Origin of the sequence: Ideonella sp., from assembly GCF_041914305.1 — a bacterium.
GTDB lineage: Bacteria > Pseudomonadota > Gammaproteobacteria > Burkholderiales > Burkholderiaceae_C > Ideonella.
Genome location: NZ_JAYSDQ010000027.1, coordinates 47,998 through 63,460 on the forward strand (window position 1 = coordinate 47,998; position 15,463 = coordinate 63,460).

At 69.6% G+C, this 15,463-nt stretch carries 13 protein-coding genes; 9 read left to right on the forward strand and 4 right to left on the reverse strand.

Annotated elements, in window-relative coordinates; all coding sequences use genetic code 11:
• Nucleotides 1-10 precede the first annotated feature (10 nt).
• Together lplT and pstS are read right to left on the reverse strand one after the other, a co-directional pair.
• Nucleotides 11-1,285 carry a lysophospholipid transporter LplT gene (lplT, locus tag ACE3SG_RS26660; RefSeq protein WP_374569288.1) on the reverse strand — a complete coding sequence of 425 codons (1,275 nt, stop codon included), beginning with the start codon at nucleotides 1,283-1,285 and terminating at the stop codon, nucleotides 11-13.
• Nucleotides 1,286-1,367: 82 nt separating this feature from the next.
• Nucleotides 1,368-2,453, reverse strand: a complete 1,086-nt coding sequence (gene pstS / locus ACE3SG_RS26665; protein ID WP_374569290.1) for a phosphate ABC transporter substrate-binding protein PstS — start codon at nucleotides 2,451-2,453, stop codon at nucleotides 1,368-1,370.
• A gap of 165 nt (nucleotides 2,454-2,618) precedes the next feature.
• On the opposite strand from pstS, the gene ACE3SG_RS26670 reads away from it, so the two are divergent.
• The 9 genes from ACE3SG_RS26670 to kdpE all read left to right on the forward strand — a co-directional run bounded on the left by ACE3SG_RS26670 (nucleotide 2,619) and on the right by kdpE (nucleotide 13,077).
• A complete protein-coding gene (locus tag ACE3SG_RS26670) occupies nucleotides 2,619-2,936 on the forward strand; it encodes a hypothetical protein (protein WP_374569292.1) in 318 nt (105 codons plus the stop codon).
• Nucleotides 2,937-3,043: 107 nt separating this feature from the next.
• Nucleotides 3,044-3,658 (forward strand): hypothetical protein, encoded by a 615-nt coding sequence (locus ACE3SG_RS26675; protein ID WP_374569293.1) that lies wholly within the window; start codon nucleotides 3,044-3,046, stop codon nucleotides 3,656-3,658.
• 313 nt (nucleotides 3,659-3,971) lie between these two features.
• Complete coding sequence (kdpF, locus tag ACE3SG_RS26680; protein WP_374569295.1) at nucleotides 3,972-4,064, forward strand: K(+)-transporting ATPase subunit F; 93 nt, start codon at nucleotides 3,972-3,974, stop codon at nucleotides 4,062-4,064.
• Entirely contained in the window at nucleotides 4,061-5,881 is a 1,821-nt protein-coding gene (gene kdpA, locus ACE3SG_RS26685; RefSeq protein WP_374569296.1) for a potassium-transporting ATPase subunit KdpA, read from the forward strand. The genes kdpF and kdpA overlap by 4 nt, the downstream gene beginning before the upstream one ends.
• On the forward strand, nucleotides 5,878-7,944 hold the full coding sequence (gene kdpB / locus ACE3SG_RS26690; RefSeq protein WP_374569297.1) for a potassium-transporting ATPase subunit KdpB: 2,067 nt from the start codon (nucleotides 5,878-5,880) through the stop codon (nucleotides 7,942-7,944). The genes kdpA and kdpB overlap by 4 nt, the downstream gene beginning before the upstream one ends.
• Nucleotides 7,945-7,961: 17 nt before the next feature.
• Complete coding sequence (gene kdpC, locus ACE3SG_RS26695; protein WP_374569298.1) at nucleotides 7,962-8,588, forward strand: potassium-transporting ATPase subunit KdpC; 627 nt, start codon at nucleotides 7,962-7,964, stop codon at nucleotides 8,586-8,588.
• A gap of 76 nt (nucleotides 8,589-8,664) precedes the next feature.
• On the forward strand, nucleotides 8,665-9,630 hold the full coding sequence (locus tag ACE3SG_RS26700) for a magnesium and cobalt transport protein CorA (protein ID WP_374569299.1): 966 nt from the start codon (nucleotides 8,665-8,667) through the stop codon (nucleotides 9,628-9,630).
• Between the two features lie 37 nt (nucleotides 9,631-9,667).
• Nucleotides 9,668-12,388 (forward strand): two-component system sensor histidine kinase KdpD, encoded by a 2,721-nt coding sequence (gene kdpD / locus ACE3SG_RS26705; RefSeq protein ID WP_374569300.1) that lies wholly within the window; start codon nucleotides 9,668-9,670, stop codon nucleotides 12,386-12,388.
• The gene (gene kdpE / locus ACE3SG_RS26710; RefSeq protein WP_374569301.1) at nucleotides 12,385-13,077 is read left to right on the forward strand and encodes a two-component system response regulator KdpE; all 693 of its coding nucleotides are present in this window, start codon (nucleotides 12,385-12,387) and stop codon (nucleotides 13,075-13,077) included. Before kdpD ends, kdpE begins: the two co-directional genes overlap by 4 nt.
• A gap of 7 nt (nucleotides 13,078-13,084) precedes the next feature.
• Here kdpE and ACE3SG_RS26715 read toward each other — a convergent pair whose 3' ends face one another.
• On the reverse strand, nucleotides 13,085-14,077 hold the full coding sequence (locus ACE3SG_RS26715) for a Bug family tripartite tricarboxylate transporter substrate binding protein (RefSeq protein ID WP_374569302.1): 993 nt from the start codon (nucleotides 14,075-14,077) through the stop codon (nucleotides 13,085-13,087).
• A gap of 102 nt (nucleotides 14,078-14,179) precedes the next feature.
• Nucleotides 14,180-15,403, reverse strand: coding sequence for a choice-of-anchor tandem repeat GloVer-containing protein (locus ACE3SG_RS26720; protein ID WP_374569303.1), 1,224 nt, complete (start codon nucleotides 15,401-15,403; stop codon nucleotides 14,180-14,182).
• Nucleotides 15,404-15,463 lie beyond the last annotated feature (60 nt).

The window sequence follows — 15,463 nt, forward strand, 5'->3', positions numbered from 1 at the left end:
GACAGCTCCGTCAGCGCAGGCCGGTCGTCTTCACCCGGGCCATCAACAAGGCCATCGCCGCGGCGATGGCCAGGCCGAAACCCCACATCAGCGGCACGATCGGCACATCGAGCGCGATCATCGCCGCGTAGCCCGCCAGCATCGCCAGGATGCTGGCGTTCTCGCTGCAGCCCTGCACCGCGATCGAGCGGCCGGCGCTCAGCAGCTGGTGGCCGCGGTGTTGCAGCAGTGCGTTCAACGGCACCACCATCAGCCCGCCGACGATACCGACGATGGCCAGCAGCGGCACCGCCAGGCTCAGGGCACCGGCACTGGCCACCACCGGCATCATCAGGCCCAGCACCACGCCGGCCGGCAGCATGCGCCGGGCCCGCGACAAGGGCACCCAGCGCCCCGCGGCCGTGGCGCCCGCCACCACCCCCACCGCCACCGCCGCCTGCAGGTAGGCGGCCTGGCCCAGCGACAGGCCCAGCTCATCGACCGCCCAGCGCAGCACCGCGAACTGCAGCGTCGCGCCCACACCCCAGAAGATCGTCGTCACCGCCAGCGACAGGCCACCATCGCGGTCGCGCCACAGCGTCTTGTGGTCGCGCCAGAAGGCGCGCACCAACGCCACCGGGTGGATCTGGCTGGCCGGGTAGCGCGCGCCGCTGTCGGGCACGCCGACGTTGAACAAGCCGGCCAGCCCATACAGGGCCAGCAGCAGCGCCAGCGAGGCAGCGAGCGCACTGCCGTCGGCCACCACGGGCCAGGCGGCCAGCGCCTGGCTGATGGCCTGCAGCCAGGCCGCGCCGAGCCACCACGGGCTGACCAGCACGCCGCCGAGCACGGTGCCGAGCAACGCCGCGCCGACCACCGACACCTCGAGCCAGCCGTTGGCGGCCACCAGCCGGTGCATGGGCACCAGCTCGGTGATCAACCCGTACTTGCACGGCGCATAGGCCGCCGCGCCGAAGCCGACGACGACGAACGCCAGCACCGGCTGCACGCCGGCCAGCAGCGCCAGCACGCCGAGCGCCTTGACCGCGTTCATGCAGGCCATCAGCCGCGCCTTGGCAAACGCATCGGCCAGCGGCCCGACGAACGGCGCCAGCAGCACATACGAGACCGTGAAGCCAAACTTCAGCAGCGGCGCCCACCAGCCTGGCAGGCCCTGCTCTTGTAACAACGCGATGGTGACGATCAACAGCGCGTTGTCGGCCAGCGCGGACGAGAACTGCGCCGCGATCAGCCAGCGAAAGCCCGGCGGGAAATCAGGGGCGGGTCGAGGGGCGGGCAACGGCATGGCCCGCCATTTCAATGCGCTTGTGTGACAGAACGCGCCCGCCCGGAGCGCCGGGCGGCGCATGGCCGCCGACGCCGTCGTGTCACTTGATCAGCGCGTTCAGCACCTTCACGCCGAGCGATTCGCCGCTGGCGGTCGAGACCTTGGAGATCTCCTTGTAGGCACTGGCCTGCACCTTGGCCGGCAGCGGCACGAAGCGCGCCTCGCGGGCCAGCGCGTCGCCACGCAGGTAAGACCAGACGATGAAGCGCAGCGTGCGCTCGGTGCGCTCGCTGCTCTTCGAGACGCGGGGCAGCGCGATGTAGGTGCCCATCGTCAGCGGCCAGGTCTTGGCGCCGGGGCCGTCGCAGATCGACGCCGAGAAATCGCCCTGGCTGAACCAGGCACTGCGCGTCACCGCCTCGCGAAAGCTCTCGACGCTGGCGACGACGAACTGGCCATCGGCGTTCTTCATCGCCACGCCGGCCAGGCCGTCGGACTGCACGTAGTTGTAGTCGATGTAGCCGATCGCGCCGGTGGTGGCGCGCACCGCCTTCGAAACCTCGGCGCTGCCCTTGACCGCCAGCACCTCGCCGGCCCAGTCGAGCTTGCTGGCGGCACCGTGGCGCTGCTTCCAGGGCGGGCTGACGCGGCTCAGGTAGTCGGTGAAGTGAAACGTGGTGCCCGAGCCATCGGCGCGCACGACACGGCGGATCGGCAGGTTGGGCAGCTTCAGCTCGGGGTTCAGCGCCTTGATCGGCGCCGCGTCCCACTGCGTGATCTCGCCGAGGAAGATCTGCGCCAGCACCTCGCCGTTCAGGCGCAAGGCGTTGGCGCCGACACGCGGCAGGTTGACCACCGGCACCACGCCGGTGATGACGGTCGGAAACATCACCAGGCCGTCCTTGTCGAGCTCTTTCGGGGCCGCGATCACGTCGGAGCTGCCGAAGTCGACCTCGCCGGCGCGGATCTTCGCCATGCCGGCGCCCGAGCCCACCGGCGCGTAGTCCAGCGCGTCGCCATGCTGCTTGGCGTATTCGGTCGCCCAGGCCTTGTAGACCGGCGCGGCCGCCGACGAGCCGGCGCCCGTCACGGCGGTGGTTTCGGCATCGGCCGGGGTGGGCAGCAGGCTCGCGAGGCTCAGCAGCCCCAGGGCGGCAACGCGCCCGAACAGGTGGATCGACATCATGCAGGTACAGCCAGGAAAAACAGCCAGAAAACGCCGCCGGGCATCGGCGGGCAAACCCTCGATTGTCTGGCACCGGCGCAGCCCGCGCAGGGTGGGCAGGCCCCGGCCGGCGGTTTCGGCGAAACTCGGCACCATTGCCGATCACCCATCACGGAGGGCATCTTCATGTCGTCATCGCCAATCGGCCGCCGCGAGTTTCTGGCCCAGGGCCTGGGCGCCACGCTGGCCACCGCCGGCCTGCCGGCCCGCGCCGCAGCGGCCTGGCCGCGCTACCGCATCACCGACCTCGGCGACCTGGGCGGCCCGACCATCCTCGTCAACGGCCTCAACGACAGCGGCGTGGCCGTGGGCACCGCCACCCGGCATGCGGGCGACAACAAGGGCGTGGCCTTCATCTCCGAGGCCGGCCACATGCGCGGCCTGCGCATGGAGCGGCACAGCGTGTCGTCCGCCGCGGCCACGACACCAACAACGCCGACCTGAGCTACCTGCAAAGCGCGTGGGTCTGGCAAGGCGGCACGCGCCAATACTTCAGCAAGCACAACAGCCGCGACAGCACCTTCACCACCGACATCAACGACGCCGGCGTCGTGACCGGCTTCATGTACCCCGGCTCGGGCGTGTTGTGGCGCGATGGCCAGATGATCGACCTGAGCGCCGAAACCGGCCTGGTGATCGTTCAGGCCAACGCGATCAACCAGGCCGGCGTCGTGGTCGGTGTCAGCCAGCAGAAGAAGCAGCAGACCGTGTCGTTCATCTACCGCGACGGCGCGGCCGCCAGGCTCGAGGTGTTCGACTCGACCGAGCACGAGGCGCTGTGCATCAACAGCGCCGGCCAGGTCTGCGGCCGCTACCGGCCGGCCGACGACGACCGCATCGGCCGCGGCTACCTGTGGCACAACGGCGTGGCGATCGACCTCGGCCAGTTGCCGGGGCCGCGGCAAAGCCTGCTGCCGCGCGCGCTGAACGACGCCGGCATCGTCGTCGGCACGTCGGCCATCGTCGAGAGCGCCAGCCCGCGCCAGCCGCACGCCTTCGTCTGGCAAGACGGCACGATGGTCGACCTGAACCGCCTGATCGACGGCGACCACGACGGTTGGGTGCTGAACAAGGCGGTCGACATCAACAACCTCGGCCAGATCGTCGGCCAGGGCACGCACCACGGCGTGCCGCGGGCCTTCATGGCCACGCCGGTCGCCGCCTGAAGCGCCCTGCTGCGCCGATGGCGCAGGCGTAGTTGAGCCGGCGCCATCGCGTCGGCGAGGTGCGGTCGCCCGATCGCACGGCTTGGTCGTTGCGCTCCGCCCAGCGGCGCCCTGCCCGCTCGCGTCTTGATACCTTCTTGATGCCTGCCGCAGCAGTCTTGAGCCCCTCTTGACGCCGGGATTCCTACGATCCCTGCATCTACACGGAGGGTGTCATGGACATCACATACCTGGGCCTGGCCGCCGTCTTCTGGCTGGCCATCTGGGGCCTTGCCCGCGGCTGCGACCGCATTCGCACGCGGGAGGACCAGCGATGAGCGCGTGGACCATCGTCGCCGGCCTTCTGGCGGCCGGCCTGTTCGTCTACCTCGTGGCCGTGCTTCTGCGGCCGGAGGACTTCTCATGACCCCCTCAGCATGGTTTCTGCTGGTGGCCTTCATGGTGGTGCTGGTCGCCATCGCCTGGCCGCTGGCTCGCATGATCGACGCGGTGATGGCCGGGCGCTTTGCCCTCGGCCGCAAAGTCGAGACCCCGTTGTTCCGCCTGGCCGGCATCAGGCCCGAGCACGAGTCGGGCTGGCTGCGGTATGCCACCGGGCTGCTGATCTTCAATGGCCTGGGGGTGGTCGCGGTGTATGCGTTGCAGCGTCTGCAAGGCGTGCTGCCGTTGAACCCGCAAGCCATGGGCGCCGTGACGCCGGACTCGGCCTTCAACACGGCCATCAGCTTCGTCACCAACACCAACTGGCAGGGCTACGGTGGTGAAACCACGATGAGCTACCTGACCCAGATGCTGGGTCTGACGGTGCAGAACTTCCTGTCCGCCGCCACCGGCATCGTGGTGGTCATTGCGCTGGTGCGCGGCTTCGCCCGCCATTCGGCCAGCGCCATCGGCAACGTGTGGGTCGACCTGACCCGTGCCACCTTGTGGGTGCTGCTGCCGCTGTGCTTTGTCTTCGCGCTGGTGCTGACCAGCCTGGGCGTGGTCCAGAACTTCTCCAGCTACACCGACGTGAAGACCGTCGAGCCGGTGACCTGGCAAGAGCCGCAACTGGGGGCCGACGGCCAGCCGGTGAAGGACGACAAGGGCCAGCCGGTGATGGTCGACAAGGGCCAGCCGGTGATGGTCGACAAGAGCGGCGAAACCCAGACCCTGGCCATGGGCCCGGTGGCCTCGCAGCTGGCGATCAAGATGCTCGGCACCAATGGTGGCGGCTTCTTCAACGCCAACTCGGCGCACCCGTTCGAGAACCCGACGCCGCTGTCAAACTTCTTGCAGATGCTCAGCATCTTCGCGATCCCCGCGGCGCTGTGCTTCGTCTTCGGCCGCATGGTCGGTGACCAGCGCCAGGGCTGGACGGTCTATGCGGCGATGGCCGTGATGTTCGTGGTCTTCGCCATCGGGGCGATGACCTTCGAGCAGCAGGGCAACCCGCAGTTCACCGCACTGGGTGTGGACCAGGCCGCCAGCGCCACCCAGCCGGGCGGCAACATGGAAGGCAAAGAGGCCCGCTTCGGCATCGCCGCCACCGGCCTGTTCGCCACCATCACCACCGCCGCGTCGTGCGGCGCCATCATCAGCTGGCACGACTCGTTCACCCCGCTGGGCGGTGGCGTGCCGCTGGTGCTGATGCAGTTGGGCGAGGTGGTGTTCGGCGGCGTCGGCGCCGGCCTGTACGGCATGCTGGTGTTCGCCATCCTGGCGGTCTTCATCGCCGGCCTGATGATCGGCCGCACGCCGGAATACCTGGGCAAGAAGATCGAAGCCTACGAGATGAAGATGGTGTCGATCGCCATCCTCGTCACGCCGCTGCTCGTGTTGCTGGGCACTGCCGTCGCCGTGATGGCCGATGCCGGCCGGGTGGGCGTTGCCAACCCGGGCGCGCATGGGTTCTCGGAGATCCTCTACGCGTTCAGCTCGGCCGGCAACAACAACGGCAGCGCCTTCGGTGGCCTGTCGGCCAACACGCCCTTCTACAACGTGATGCTGGCCATCGCGATGTGGTTCGGCCGCTTCGGCGTGATCGTGCCGGTGCTGGCCATCGCCGGCTCGCTGGCGGCGAAGAAGCGCATCGGCGCGACTGAAGGCACCTTGCCGACCCATGGCCCGCTGTTTGTCTCTTTGTTGATCGGCTCCGTGCTGCTGATCGGCCTGTTGAACTACGTGCCGGCATTGGCGCTCGGCCCCGTCGTCGAGCACCTGGTGCTGTGGAGCCATTCATGACCCGCAAGTCTCTCGCTTTGTTCGACCCGACGCTGGCCCGGCCGGCGCTGGTCGACGCCTTCAAGAAACTGGCCCCGCAGGTCCAGTGGCGCAACCCCGTGATGTTCGTCGTCTACGTGGGCAGCGCCTTCACCACCGCCCTGGCCGTGCAGCAGCCGAGCGTGTTCACGATCGGCGTCGCGATCTGGCTGTGGTTCACCGTGCTGTTCGCCAACTTCGCCGAGGCGCTGGCCGAAGGCCGCAGCAAGGCGCAGGCCGCCTCGCTGCGCGGGCTGAAGAAGAAGACCTGGGCCAAGAAGCTCGAAGGCAGCTTCATCCAGGGCACGTCGCGCACCGCGATGAAGTGGCACCCGCTGGAAGCCGACAGCCTGCGCAAGGGCGACATTGTGCTGATCGAGGCGCAGGACGTGGTGCCGGCCGACGGCGAAGTGATCGAAGGCGTGGCCTCGGTCGACGAAAGCGCCATCACCGGCGAATCGGCGCCGGTGATCCGCGAATCGGGCGGCGACTTCTCGGCGGTGACGGGCGGCACACGCGTGCTGTCGGACTGGATCATCGCGCGCGTCACGGTCAACCCCGGCGAGACCTTCGTCGACCGGATGATCGCGATGGTCGAGAACGCCAAGCGCCAGAAGACGCCCAACGAGATCGCGCTGACCATTCTGCTGGTCGCGCTGACGATCGTGTTCCTCGGTGTCGTCGTCACGCTGCTGCCGTTCTCGCAGTTCGGGGTCGACGTGGCCGGCTCGGGCACGCCGGTGAGCCTGGTGGTGCTGATCGCGCTGCTGGTCTGCCTGATCCCGACCACGATCGCCGGCCTGCTGTCGGCCATCGGCGTGGCCGGCATGAGCCGGATGATGCAGGCCAATGTGATCGCCACCTCGGGCCGCGCGGTCGAGGCCGCCGGCGATGTCGACGTGCTGCTGCTGGACAAGACCGGCACCATCACCCTCGGCAATCGCCAGGCCAGTGCGTTCATGCCGGCGCCCGGCGTGAAAGAAGCCGAACTGGCCGATGCGGCCCAGCTCGCCTCGCTGGCCGACGAAACGCCCGAAGGCCGCAGCATCGTCGTGCTGGCCAAGCAGAAGTTCAACCTGCGCGAGCGTGACCTGGCGGCGCTGAACGCCCACTTCGTGCATTTCACCGCCCAGACCCGGATGAGTGGTGTCGACCTGCCCGAAGGGCGCCTGGTGCGCAAGGGTGCTGCCGAGGCCGTGCGCAAGCACATCGAGGCGCTCGGCGGCAGCTTCCCGGCCGCGCTGCAGACACAGGTCGACGACGTGGCCCGCCGCGGCAGCACGCCGCTGGTGGTTTCCGACGGCACCAAGGTGCTCGGCGTGGTCGAGCTGAAGGACATCGTCAAGGGTGGCATCAAGGAGCGCTTCGCCGAGCTGCGCCGCATGGGCATCAAGACGGTGATGGTGACCGGTGACAACCGGCTCACCGCGGCCGCCATCGCGGCCGAGGCGGGTGTCGACGACTTCCTGGCCGAGGCCACGCCGGAGGCCAAGCTGAAGCTGATTCGCGAGCACCAGACGGCCGGCCGGCTGGTCGCGATGACCGGCGACGGCACCAACGACGCCCCGGCGCTGGCACAAGCCGACGTGGCGGTGGCGATGAACACCGGCACCCAGGCGGCGAAGGAGGCAGGCAACATGGTCGACCTCGACAGCAACCCGACCAAGCTGATCGAGATCGTCGAGACCGGCAAGCAGATGCTGATGACACGCGGCTCGCTGACGACCTTCTCGATCGCCAACGACATCGCCAAGTACTTCGCGATCATCCCGGCGGCCTTCGTGACCACCTACCCGCAGCTGGCGGCGCTGAACGTGATGGGGCTGGCCAGCCCGACCTCGGCGATCTTGTCGGCGGTGATCTTCAACGCGCTGATCATCGTCTTCCTGATCCCGCTGGCGCTCAAGGGCGTGGCCTACCGCGCCGTGGGTGCCGCCTCGCTGCTGCGCCGCAACCTGCTGATCTATGGCCTGGGCGGTGTGATCGTTCCGTTCATCGGCATCAAGCTGATCGACATGGCCGTGGCCGCCATGGGCATGGCCTGAGGCACAAGGAGTTCTTCATGACTGTCTCTACCACCGTGGCCGCGACGTCGCACGCCACCACCTCCGAAGGCCTGCTGCGCCCGGCGATCACGCTGTTCGTCGTGCTCTCGGTCGTCACCGGCCTGGCCTACCCGCTGTTGACCACCGGCGTGGCGCAGGTCGCCTTCCCCGACGCCGCCAACGGCAGCCTGATCCTGCGAGAGGGCCAGCCGGTCGGCTCGCGCCTGATCGGCCAGGCCTTCAGCGACCCGAAGCACTTCTGGAGCCGCCCGTCGGCCACCACGCCGATGGCCTACAACGCCGCCAACTCGATGGGCACCCAAGCCGGCCCGTTGAACCCGGCACTCGTCGAAGCGGTCAAGGGCCGCGTCGATGCCCTGCGCGCGGCCGACCCCGGCAACACCGCGCCGGTGCCGGTCGACCTGGTCACCACCTCGGCCAGCGGTTTCGACCCGCACATCAGCCGCGCCGCGGCCGACTACCAGCTGGCCCGCGTGGCCAAGGCGCGCGGCCTGCCTGAAGAGCAGGTGCGCGCCATCGTCGACCAGCACACCGAAGGCGCCTGGCTCGGCTTCATCGGCGAGCCGCGGGTCAACGTGCTGATGCTGAACCTCGCGCTCGACGCGCTTGCGGCCAAGCCTTGAGGTGCCAGGGTTCTGTGCCTGGGCCTTCGCCGCTGCGAAGAATGACAAGATGCGCAGCTGAACCCGACGAGGCCCCATGCTGATCAACTGCGTTGCCTACGAAGACGGTCGCAAGCTCGCCGACCTGGCGGTCGAAGACATCAGCGACTACCTCCAGCGCCCTGGCTGTTTCGTGTGGGTCGCCCTGCGCGACGCGACCGACGACGAGTTGACCCAGATGCAGCGCGAATTCGACCTGCACGACCTGGCGATCGAGGACGCGCGCAACGGCCATCAACGCCCCAAGCTCGAAGAGTATGGCCACGTCCTGTTCGCCGTGATGCAACTGATCGAGGTCGAGCAAGGCGAGCTGCGCCCGGGCGAGGTCGATGTCTTCGTCGGCCCGAACTTCGTGCTCTCGGTGCGCAACCACAGCAGCCAGCATTTCCTGGGCGTGCGCGAGCGCTGCGAGCTCGAGCCGCATTTGCTGCGCCACGGCGCCGGCTTCGTCTTCTACGCGCTGATGGATGCGGTGGTGGACCGCTACTTTCCGCTGCTCGACGCGATCGAGACCGAGCTGGAAGGCATCGAGGCGCAGATCTTCGACCGCGGTTCGGCCCGCTGGAACATCGAGCGGCTGTACGTGCTCAAGCGCCGCGCCACCGTGCTGCGCCACGCGGTCGCGCCGCTGCTCGAAGCGTCGGCCAAGCTGCACGGCGGCCGCGTGCCGGCGGTGTGCGTGCAGACGCAAGACTACTTCCGCGACGTGCACGACCACCTGGCGCGCATCAATGCCTCGATCGACGCGATTCGCGACACCATCGGCACGGCGATCCAGGTCAACCTGTCGATGGTCACGATCGAGGAAAGCGAGACCACCAAGCGGCTGGCGGCCTGGGCGGCGATCTTCGGCGTATCGACCGCCCTGGCCGGCATCTGGGGCATGAACTTCGAGCACATGCCCGAGCTGAAGTGGGCCTACGGCTACCCGATGGCCCTGGGCATGATCTGCACCGCCGCCGGCGTGCTGTGGTGGCGCTTCCGCCGCGCCGGCTGGTTGTGACCGGAATGAAAACACTGTCGCCCGAGGGCTGCGCACGATGACCACTGAGCGCCCCGACCCCGATGCCCTGCTGCAACGTGTGCAGGCCGAAGAAGCGCGTGCCCAACGCGGCCGGCTGAAGATCTTCTTCGGCGCGTCGGCCGGGGTCGGCAAGACCTACGCGATGCTCAACGCGGCCAGGGCCGCCCAGGCCCAGGGCGCCCGGTTGATCGTCGGCATCGTCGAGACCCACGGCCGGGTGGACACCGAGGCGATGGCGCGCGACCTGCCGCTGTTGCCGCGCAAAGAGGTGTCCTACCGCGACCGCGTGCTGCGCGAGTTCGACCTCGACGGCGCGCTGGACTGGGCCAAGGGCCACCCCGACGCGCTGGTGCTGCTGGACGAACTGGCCCACAGCAACGCCCCCGGCTCGCGCCACCCCAAGCGCTGGCAGGACGTGGAAGAGCTGCTGGACCGGGGCGTCGACGTCTGGTCGACGATGAACGTGCAGCACCTGGAGAGCCTGAACGACATCGTCAGCGGCATCACCGGCATCCGCGTCTGGGAGACCGTGCCCGACAGGATCTTCGACGAGGCCGACGAGGTCGTCGTCGTCGATCTACCGCCGGACGAACTGCTGCAACGGCTGGCCGCAGGCAAGGTCTACATCGAGCAGCAGGCCGAGCGCGCGACGAAGAACTTCTTTCGCAAGGGCAACCTGCTGGCCCTGCGCGAGCTGGCGTTGCGCCGCACCGCCGACCGCGTCGACGGCGAGATGCAGGCCTACCGGCGCCAGAGCACGACCGCCCGTGTCTGGCCCACCCGCGAGGCCATGCTGGCCTGCGTGGGGCCTGGCGAACACGGTGAGAAAGTCGTTCGCAGCTGCGCACGGATGGCCGCGCAGCTGGATGTCGGCTGGCACGCCGTGCATGTCGAGACGCCGGCCCTGCAGCAGCTGCCCGAGGCCGAGCGCCAACACGTGCTGCGGGTGCTGAACCTGGCCCAGGAACTCGGCGCCAACACCGCCACGCTGGCGGCGCCCGAGGTCGGGCCCGCGCTGGTGCGCTACGCGCGCGAACACAACCTCGCCCGGCTGGTGGTCGGGCGACGCGAGAAGCGTTGGCACTGGCCGTGGCAACAATCGCTGGCCGACGCGGTGGCGGCCCGCGGCGACGACCTGGACGTGCTTCAGGTCGCCTTGCCGGCAGTGTCGGCGGCCCGTCGAGGCTCGGCCGCGCCACCGGCGGGCACGCCCGAGGCGCAAGGCCACCGCTGGATCGGGTATGTGGCCGCGGTGCTGGCCTGCAGCGGTGTCGCCGTGGCCGCCACGCCCTTGCTGGGTGTGCTGGAGCTGACCAACATCGTGATGCTGTTCCTGCTCGCGGTGGTCGGCGTGGCGCTGTTGTGGGGGCGCGGGCCGGCCGTGCTGGCGGCCTTTGTCGGCGTCGGCCTGTTCGACCTGTTCTTCGTTCCGCCGCGCTTCACCTTCGCCGTCAGCGACGCGCAGTACCTGGTCACCTTCGGCGTGATGTTGGTGGTCGCGCTGGTGGTGGGCCAGCTCACCGCGGGCCTCAAGGTCCAGGCCGAGGCCGCCACCCAGCGCGAGCAACGGGTGCGGGGGCTGTACGAGATGTCGCGAGACCTGTCGGGCGCATTGCTGACCGATCAGGTGGCCGAGATCGGCGCCCGCTTCCTGCTGGCCGAGTTCGGCGCCAAGAGCGCCCTGCTGGTGGCGGACACCGACGACCGGCTGCAGTTGGCGCAGGGCGCCACCGCGTCGGTCGACATGGGGGTGGCGCAATGGGCCTACGACCGCGGCGAGCCGGCCGGCCGCGGCACCGACACCCTGCCGGCCAGCGCCTGCCTGGTGCTGCCGCTGAAGGCCCCGATGCGACTGCGCGGCGTGCTGGCCATCGAGCCGGCCGATGCGCGGCTGTGGGGGCCCGAGCAGCGGCGTGTGCTCGACACCTGCGCCTCGCTGATCGCGATCTCGCTCGAGCGCATCCACTACATCGAGGTGGCGCAGTCGACCACGCTGCAGATGGAATCGGAGCGCCTGCGCAATTCGCTGCTGTCGGCGATCTCGCATGACCTGCGCACGCCGCTGGCGGCGATGGTGGGCCTGGCCGACTCGCTGGCGCTGACCCGCCCGCCGCTGAGCGGCCAGCAGCACGAGATCGCCGAGTCGATGCGCCAATCGGCGTTGCGGATGAACGCCCTGGTGGCCAACCTGCTGGACATGGCCCGGCTGGAATCGGGCGCGGTGCAGCTCAACCTGCAATGGCAGCCGCTCGAAGAGGTGGTGGGCAGTGCACTCGCCGCCAGCAGCACCACGCTGGCCGGCCGGCCGGTGCAGGTGAAGCTGGCGGACGATCTGCCGCTGCTGCACCTGGACGCCTCGCTGATCGAGCGCGTGCTGGTCAACCTGCTGGAAAACGCCGTCAAGTACACGCCGCCGGGCTCGCCGATCGAGATCAGCGCGCAGGCCAACGACGCCGCGGTCGAGCTGTGGCTCGACGACCATGGCCCCGGCCTGCCGCAGGGCCGCGAAGAGGCCATCTTCGAGAAGTTCGAGCGCGGGCGCAAAGAGAGCGCCACCCCTGGCGTGGGCCTGGGGCTCGCGATCTGCCGGGCGATCCTGCGCGCCCATGGCGGCGAAATCCGCGGCCAGACACGCCCCGATGGCGGCGCGCGCTTCGTCGTCACGTTGCCGCGTGGCGAGCCGCCGAGCGATGATGGCGCCATGCACGCCCTGGCCACCGCGCCCGCCTCGTCATGAGCGACCACCCCATGCGCGTCCTGATCGTCGAAGACGAGGCCGACATCCGGCGCTTCGTCCGGCTGGCGCTCGAATCCGAAGGCCACGAGGTGTTCGAGGCCGACGGCGTCAAGCGCGCGCTGATCGACGCCGGCACGCGCCGACCGGACGTGGTGGTGCTCGACCTCGGCCTGCCCGATGGCGACGGCGTGGACTTCATCCGCGACCTGCGCGGCTGGTCGTCGGTGCCGGTGATCGTGCTGTCGGCGCGCAGCAGCGAGGCCGACAAGATCGCGGCGCTCGATGCCGGCGCCGACGACTACCTGGTCAAGCCCTTCGGCGCCGGCGAGCTGCTGGCGCGGGTGCGGGCGCAGTTGCGCCGCCACAGCCAGCAAACACCCGCCGGCGAGCCTCTGGTCGACTTCGGCGACGTGCGCATCGACCTGGCCCGCCGCAGCGTGGAGCGCGCCGGGCAGGCCTTGCACCTGACGCCCATCGAGTACCGGCTGCTGACCTACCTGACCGCGCAGCCCGACCGCGTGATCACCCATCGGCAGCTGCTCAAGGCCGTGTGGGGCCCAGGCCATGCCGAGGACACCCACTACGTGCGCGTTCACATGGCGAACCTGCGCAAGAAGATCGAGGCCGATGCCTCGATGCCGCGCCACCTCGTCACCGAGGCCGGCATCGGCTACCGGTTCGTGCCGTGAGCCCCGGTCAATCGGGCTTGATCTTGGCCCGCGCGATCACCGGCTTCCAGCGCTTTTGCTCGGCAGCGATGAAGGCGGCGAATTCGGCCGGGGTGCTGCCGACGGCGATCGCCGCGTCGTTGGACAAGCGGTCGAGCGCGTCTTTCTCGCGCATCGCTTTCGCGGCGGCGGCGGCCAGCTTGTCGGCGGCCGGCTGCGGCAGCGAGGCGGGGGCCATCAGGCCGTACCACTGCGTCATCTCGAAGCCGGGGTAGCCCTGCTCGGCGACGGTCGGCACATCCGGCAGTTGCGGGATGCGCTGGGTGGTGCCGGTGGCGATGCAGCGCAGCTTGCCGGCCTTGATGAACTGCAGCACCGCCGGTGCGCCGACCGACGCTGCGTCGAGCCGGCCGGCCAGCAGGTCGGTCAGCTGCGGGCCGGTGCCGCGGTAGGGCACGTGCAGGATGAAGGTGTCGCTGGCCATCTTCAGGTATTCCATCGCCAGGTGGCCGGCGCTGCCGTTGCCGGCCGAGCCGTAGTTCAGCCGGCCTGGCTTGGCCTTGGCCAGCGCGATGAATTCCTTCAGGTTCTTGACCGGCAGGTCCGGGTGCACGAGGTACAGGCTGGGCACCTTGGCCAGCAGCGAGATCGGCTTGAAGTCCCTGTTCGGGTCGTAGGGCAGCTTGTCGAAGATGTACGGGTTGACCGCCAGCGTGCCGATGTGGCCCAGGATCAGCGTGTGCTGGTCGTCGGCCCGCGCGACCTCGGCCATCGCCACGTTGCCGGCACCCCCGGGCTTGTTGTCGACATACACGCTCTGCCCGAGCGACTTGCTCAGCTCGGCCGCCGTCGTGCGCGCGACGATCTCGGAGCTGCCGCCCGGCGCGAACGGCACGACGAACCGCACCGACTTGCTCGGCCACGCGGCCTGCGCCCAGGCGTGACGGGGCAGCAGCCCGGCCGCGCCGAACGCGGCGATCGCTTCGAGACATTGGCGACGGGTGGGCTGGCGGTTCGGCATGGTGGGCTCCGGTGGCTGTGGCCGACTCTAGCCACCCAGCCCGTGCGCGAACGCGTGGAACTACTTAGCGCCGCGCCGCCGGGGGGCGGCGCGGCGCACCGTTCAAGGCTGCACCTTGGTCGTTGTCAGCTTGTAGATCGTGCCGGCCGAGTACTCGGTGTAGACGCCCATCGACAGCGTGCCCCACAAGGCCCCGTCGTGCTCGAGCAGGCGGCCCCACGGGAAGGCGCCCTTGCTCGGTGTGCGCCAGCCGGCGAGCACGAAGCGGTTGTACGCGTGCCCGTCGGGCAGGATGCGGAAGGCGCTGCCATAACCCATGTCTTGGGTGCACCCATAAAGGTAGCCGTCGCTGGCCAGGGTCAGGTCACAGACCGGCCCGGACGCCTCGTTGAACCAGTCGAAGTGGTGCAAGGCCTGCACGTCGGCACCTTGCGCCGTCGGCGTGAGCCGGAACACCGTCCCCGAGCCGCCCGCGCCGCACTGGGTCGCCGCGCCATACAACGCGCCGTCGGGGCCTTCGGTCAAGCCGGCGTAGGGCTCGCACCCCTGGCTGCCGTCGAAGACATGGACGAGCTGGACCTGGCCGCTGGCCGGGTCGACACGGTAGACCGTGCCCTGACCGTGGCTGCCGCCCCGGTAGGCGGTGCCATAGAGGTAGCCGTCGCGGGCCTGCAGCAGCTTGCCGGTGGGCGAATGGCCCAGCGGCGCCGAATTGGCCGAGCCCTCGAAACGGTGCAGCAGCTCGAAGCGGCGGCTGGCCGGGTCGATGCGGAAGACCGAGCCGGCGTAGGCGTCCGTCCGGCCGGCCGTGGCGCCGTAGAGCCAGCCGTCACGGGCCTGCGTCAAGGTGGCCAGCGGGTATTCGCCGTCGACACCGTCGAAGGCGTGCACCGCCTCGAGCTGGCCGCCCGGCGCGAGGCGGAAGATGGTGCCCTTGTCGTGGCGGCCACCCTGGCTGGCCACGCCCCACAGGCTGCCATCGGCCAGCAGCAGCAGGCCGGCGCGCGGGGCGCGGCCGTCCTTCTTCTTGAAATGGTGCACCGCCTCGATGCCCTGGCCCGGCACGAAGCGAAAGACGGTGCCATGGTCGTACTGGCCGCCCATCTCGGTCGTGCCATAGAACGCCCCGTCGGCGCCCAGCGCCAGGGCGGCGTTCGAATACGCACCATCGGTCGTGCGGTCGAACACGGCCGGCTCGGAAAAGCGTGTGCCCGCCTCGGCGGGGCCGGGCCACGCCCCCGCCAATGCCATGGCGGCCCCGGCCGCTGCGGCCAGGCGCTGAAACCGGCCGCCCGCGGCGGCCACGCTGTACCAGGACGTGCTCATGGTGAACCCCGAAATCGTGTCGATGTGGTGGCGCCATGCTAGCCGCTTGACTGCCGGGTT

Coding starts and splice junctions, on each gene's coding strand:
- lplT (WP_374569288.1), bottom strand. CDS start 1,285: ATGCCGTTGCCCGCCCCTCGACCCGCCCCTGATTTCCCGCCGGGCTTT.
- pstS (WP_374569290.1), bottom strand. CDS start 2,453: ATGATGTCGATCCACCTGTTCGGGCGCGTTGCCGCCCTGGGGCTGCTG.
- ACE3SG_RS26670 (WP_374569292.1), top strand. CDS start 2,619: ATGTCGTCATCGCCAATCGGCCGCCGCGAGTTTCTGGCCCAGGGCCTG.
- kdpF (WP_374569295.1), top strand. CDS start 3,972: ATGAGCGCGTGGACCATCGTCGCCGGCCTTCTGGCGGCCGGCCTGTTC.
- kdpA (WP_374569296.1), top strand. CDS start 4,061: ATGACCCCCTCAGCATGGTTTCTGCTGGTGGCCTTCATGGTGGTGCTG.
- kdpB (WP_374569297.1), top strand. CDS start 5,878: ATGACCCGCAAGTCTCTCGCTTTGTTCGACCCGACGCTGGCCCGGCCG.
- kdpC (WP_374569298.1), top strand. CDS start 7,962: ATGACTGTCTCTACCACCGTGGCCGCGACGTCGCACGCCACCACCTCC.
- ACE3SG_RS26700 (WP_374569299.1), top strand. CDS start 8,665: ATGCTGATCAACTGCGTTGCCTACGAAGACGGTCGCAAGCTCGCCGAC.
- kdpD (WP_374569300.1), top strand. CDS start 9,668: ATGACCACTGAGCGCCCCGACCCCGATGCCCTGCTGCAACGTGTGCAG.
- kdpE (WP_374569301.1), top strand. CDS start 12,385: ATGAGCGACCACCCCATGCGCGTCCTGATCGTCGAAGACGAGGCCGAC.
- ACE3SG_RS26715 (WP_374569302.1), bottom strand. CDS start 14,077: ATGCCGAACCGCCAGCCCACCCGTCGCCAATGTCTCGAAGCGATCGCC.
- ACE3SG_RS26720 (WP_374569303.1), bottom strand. CDS start 15,403: ATGAGCACGTCCTGGTACAGCGTGGCCGCCGCGGGCGGCCGGTTTCAG.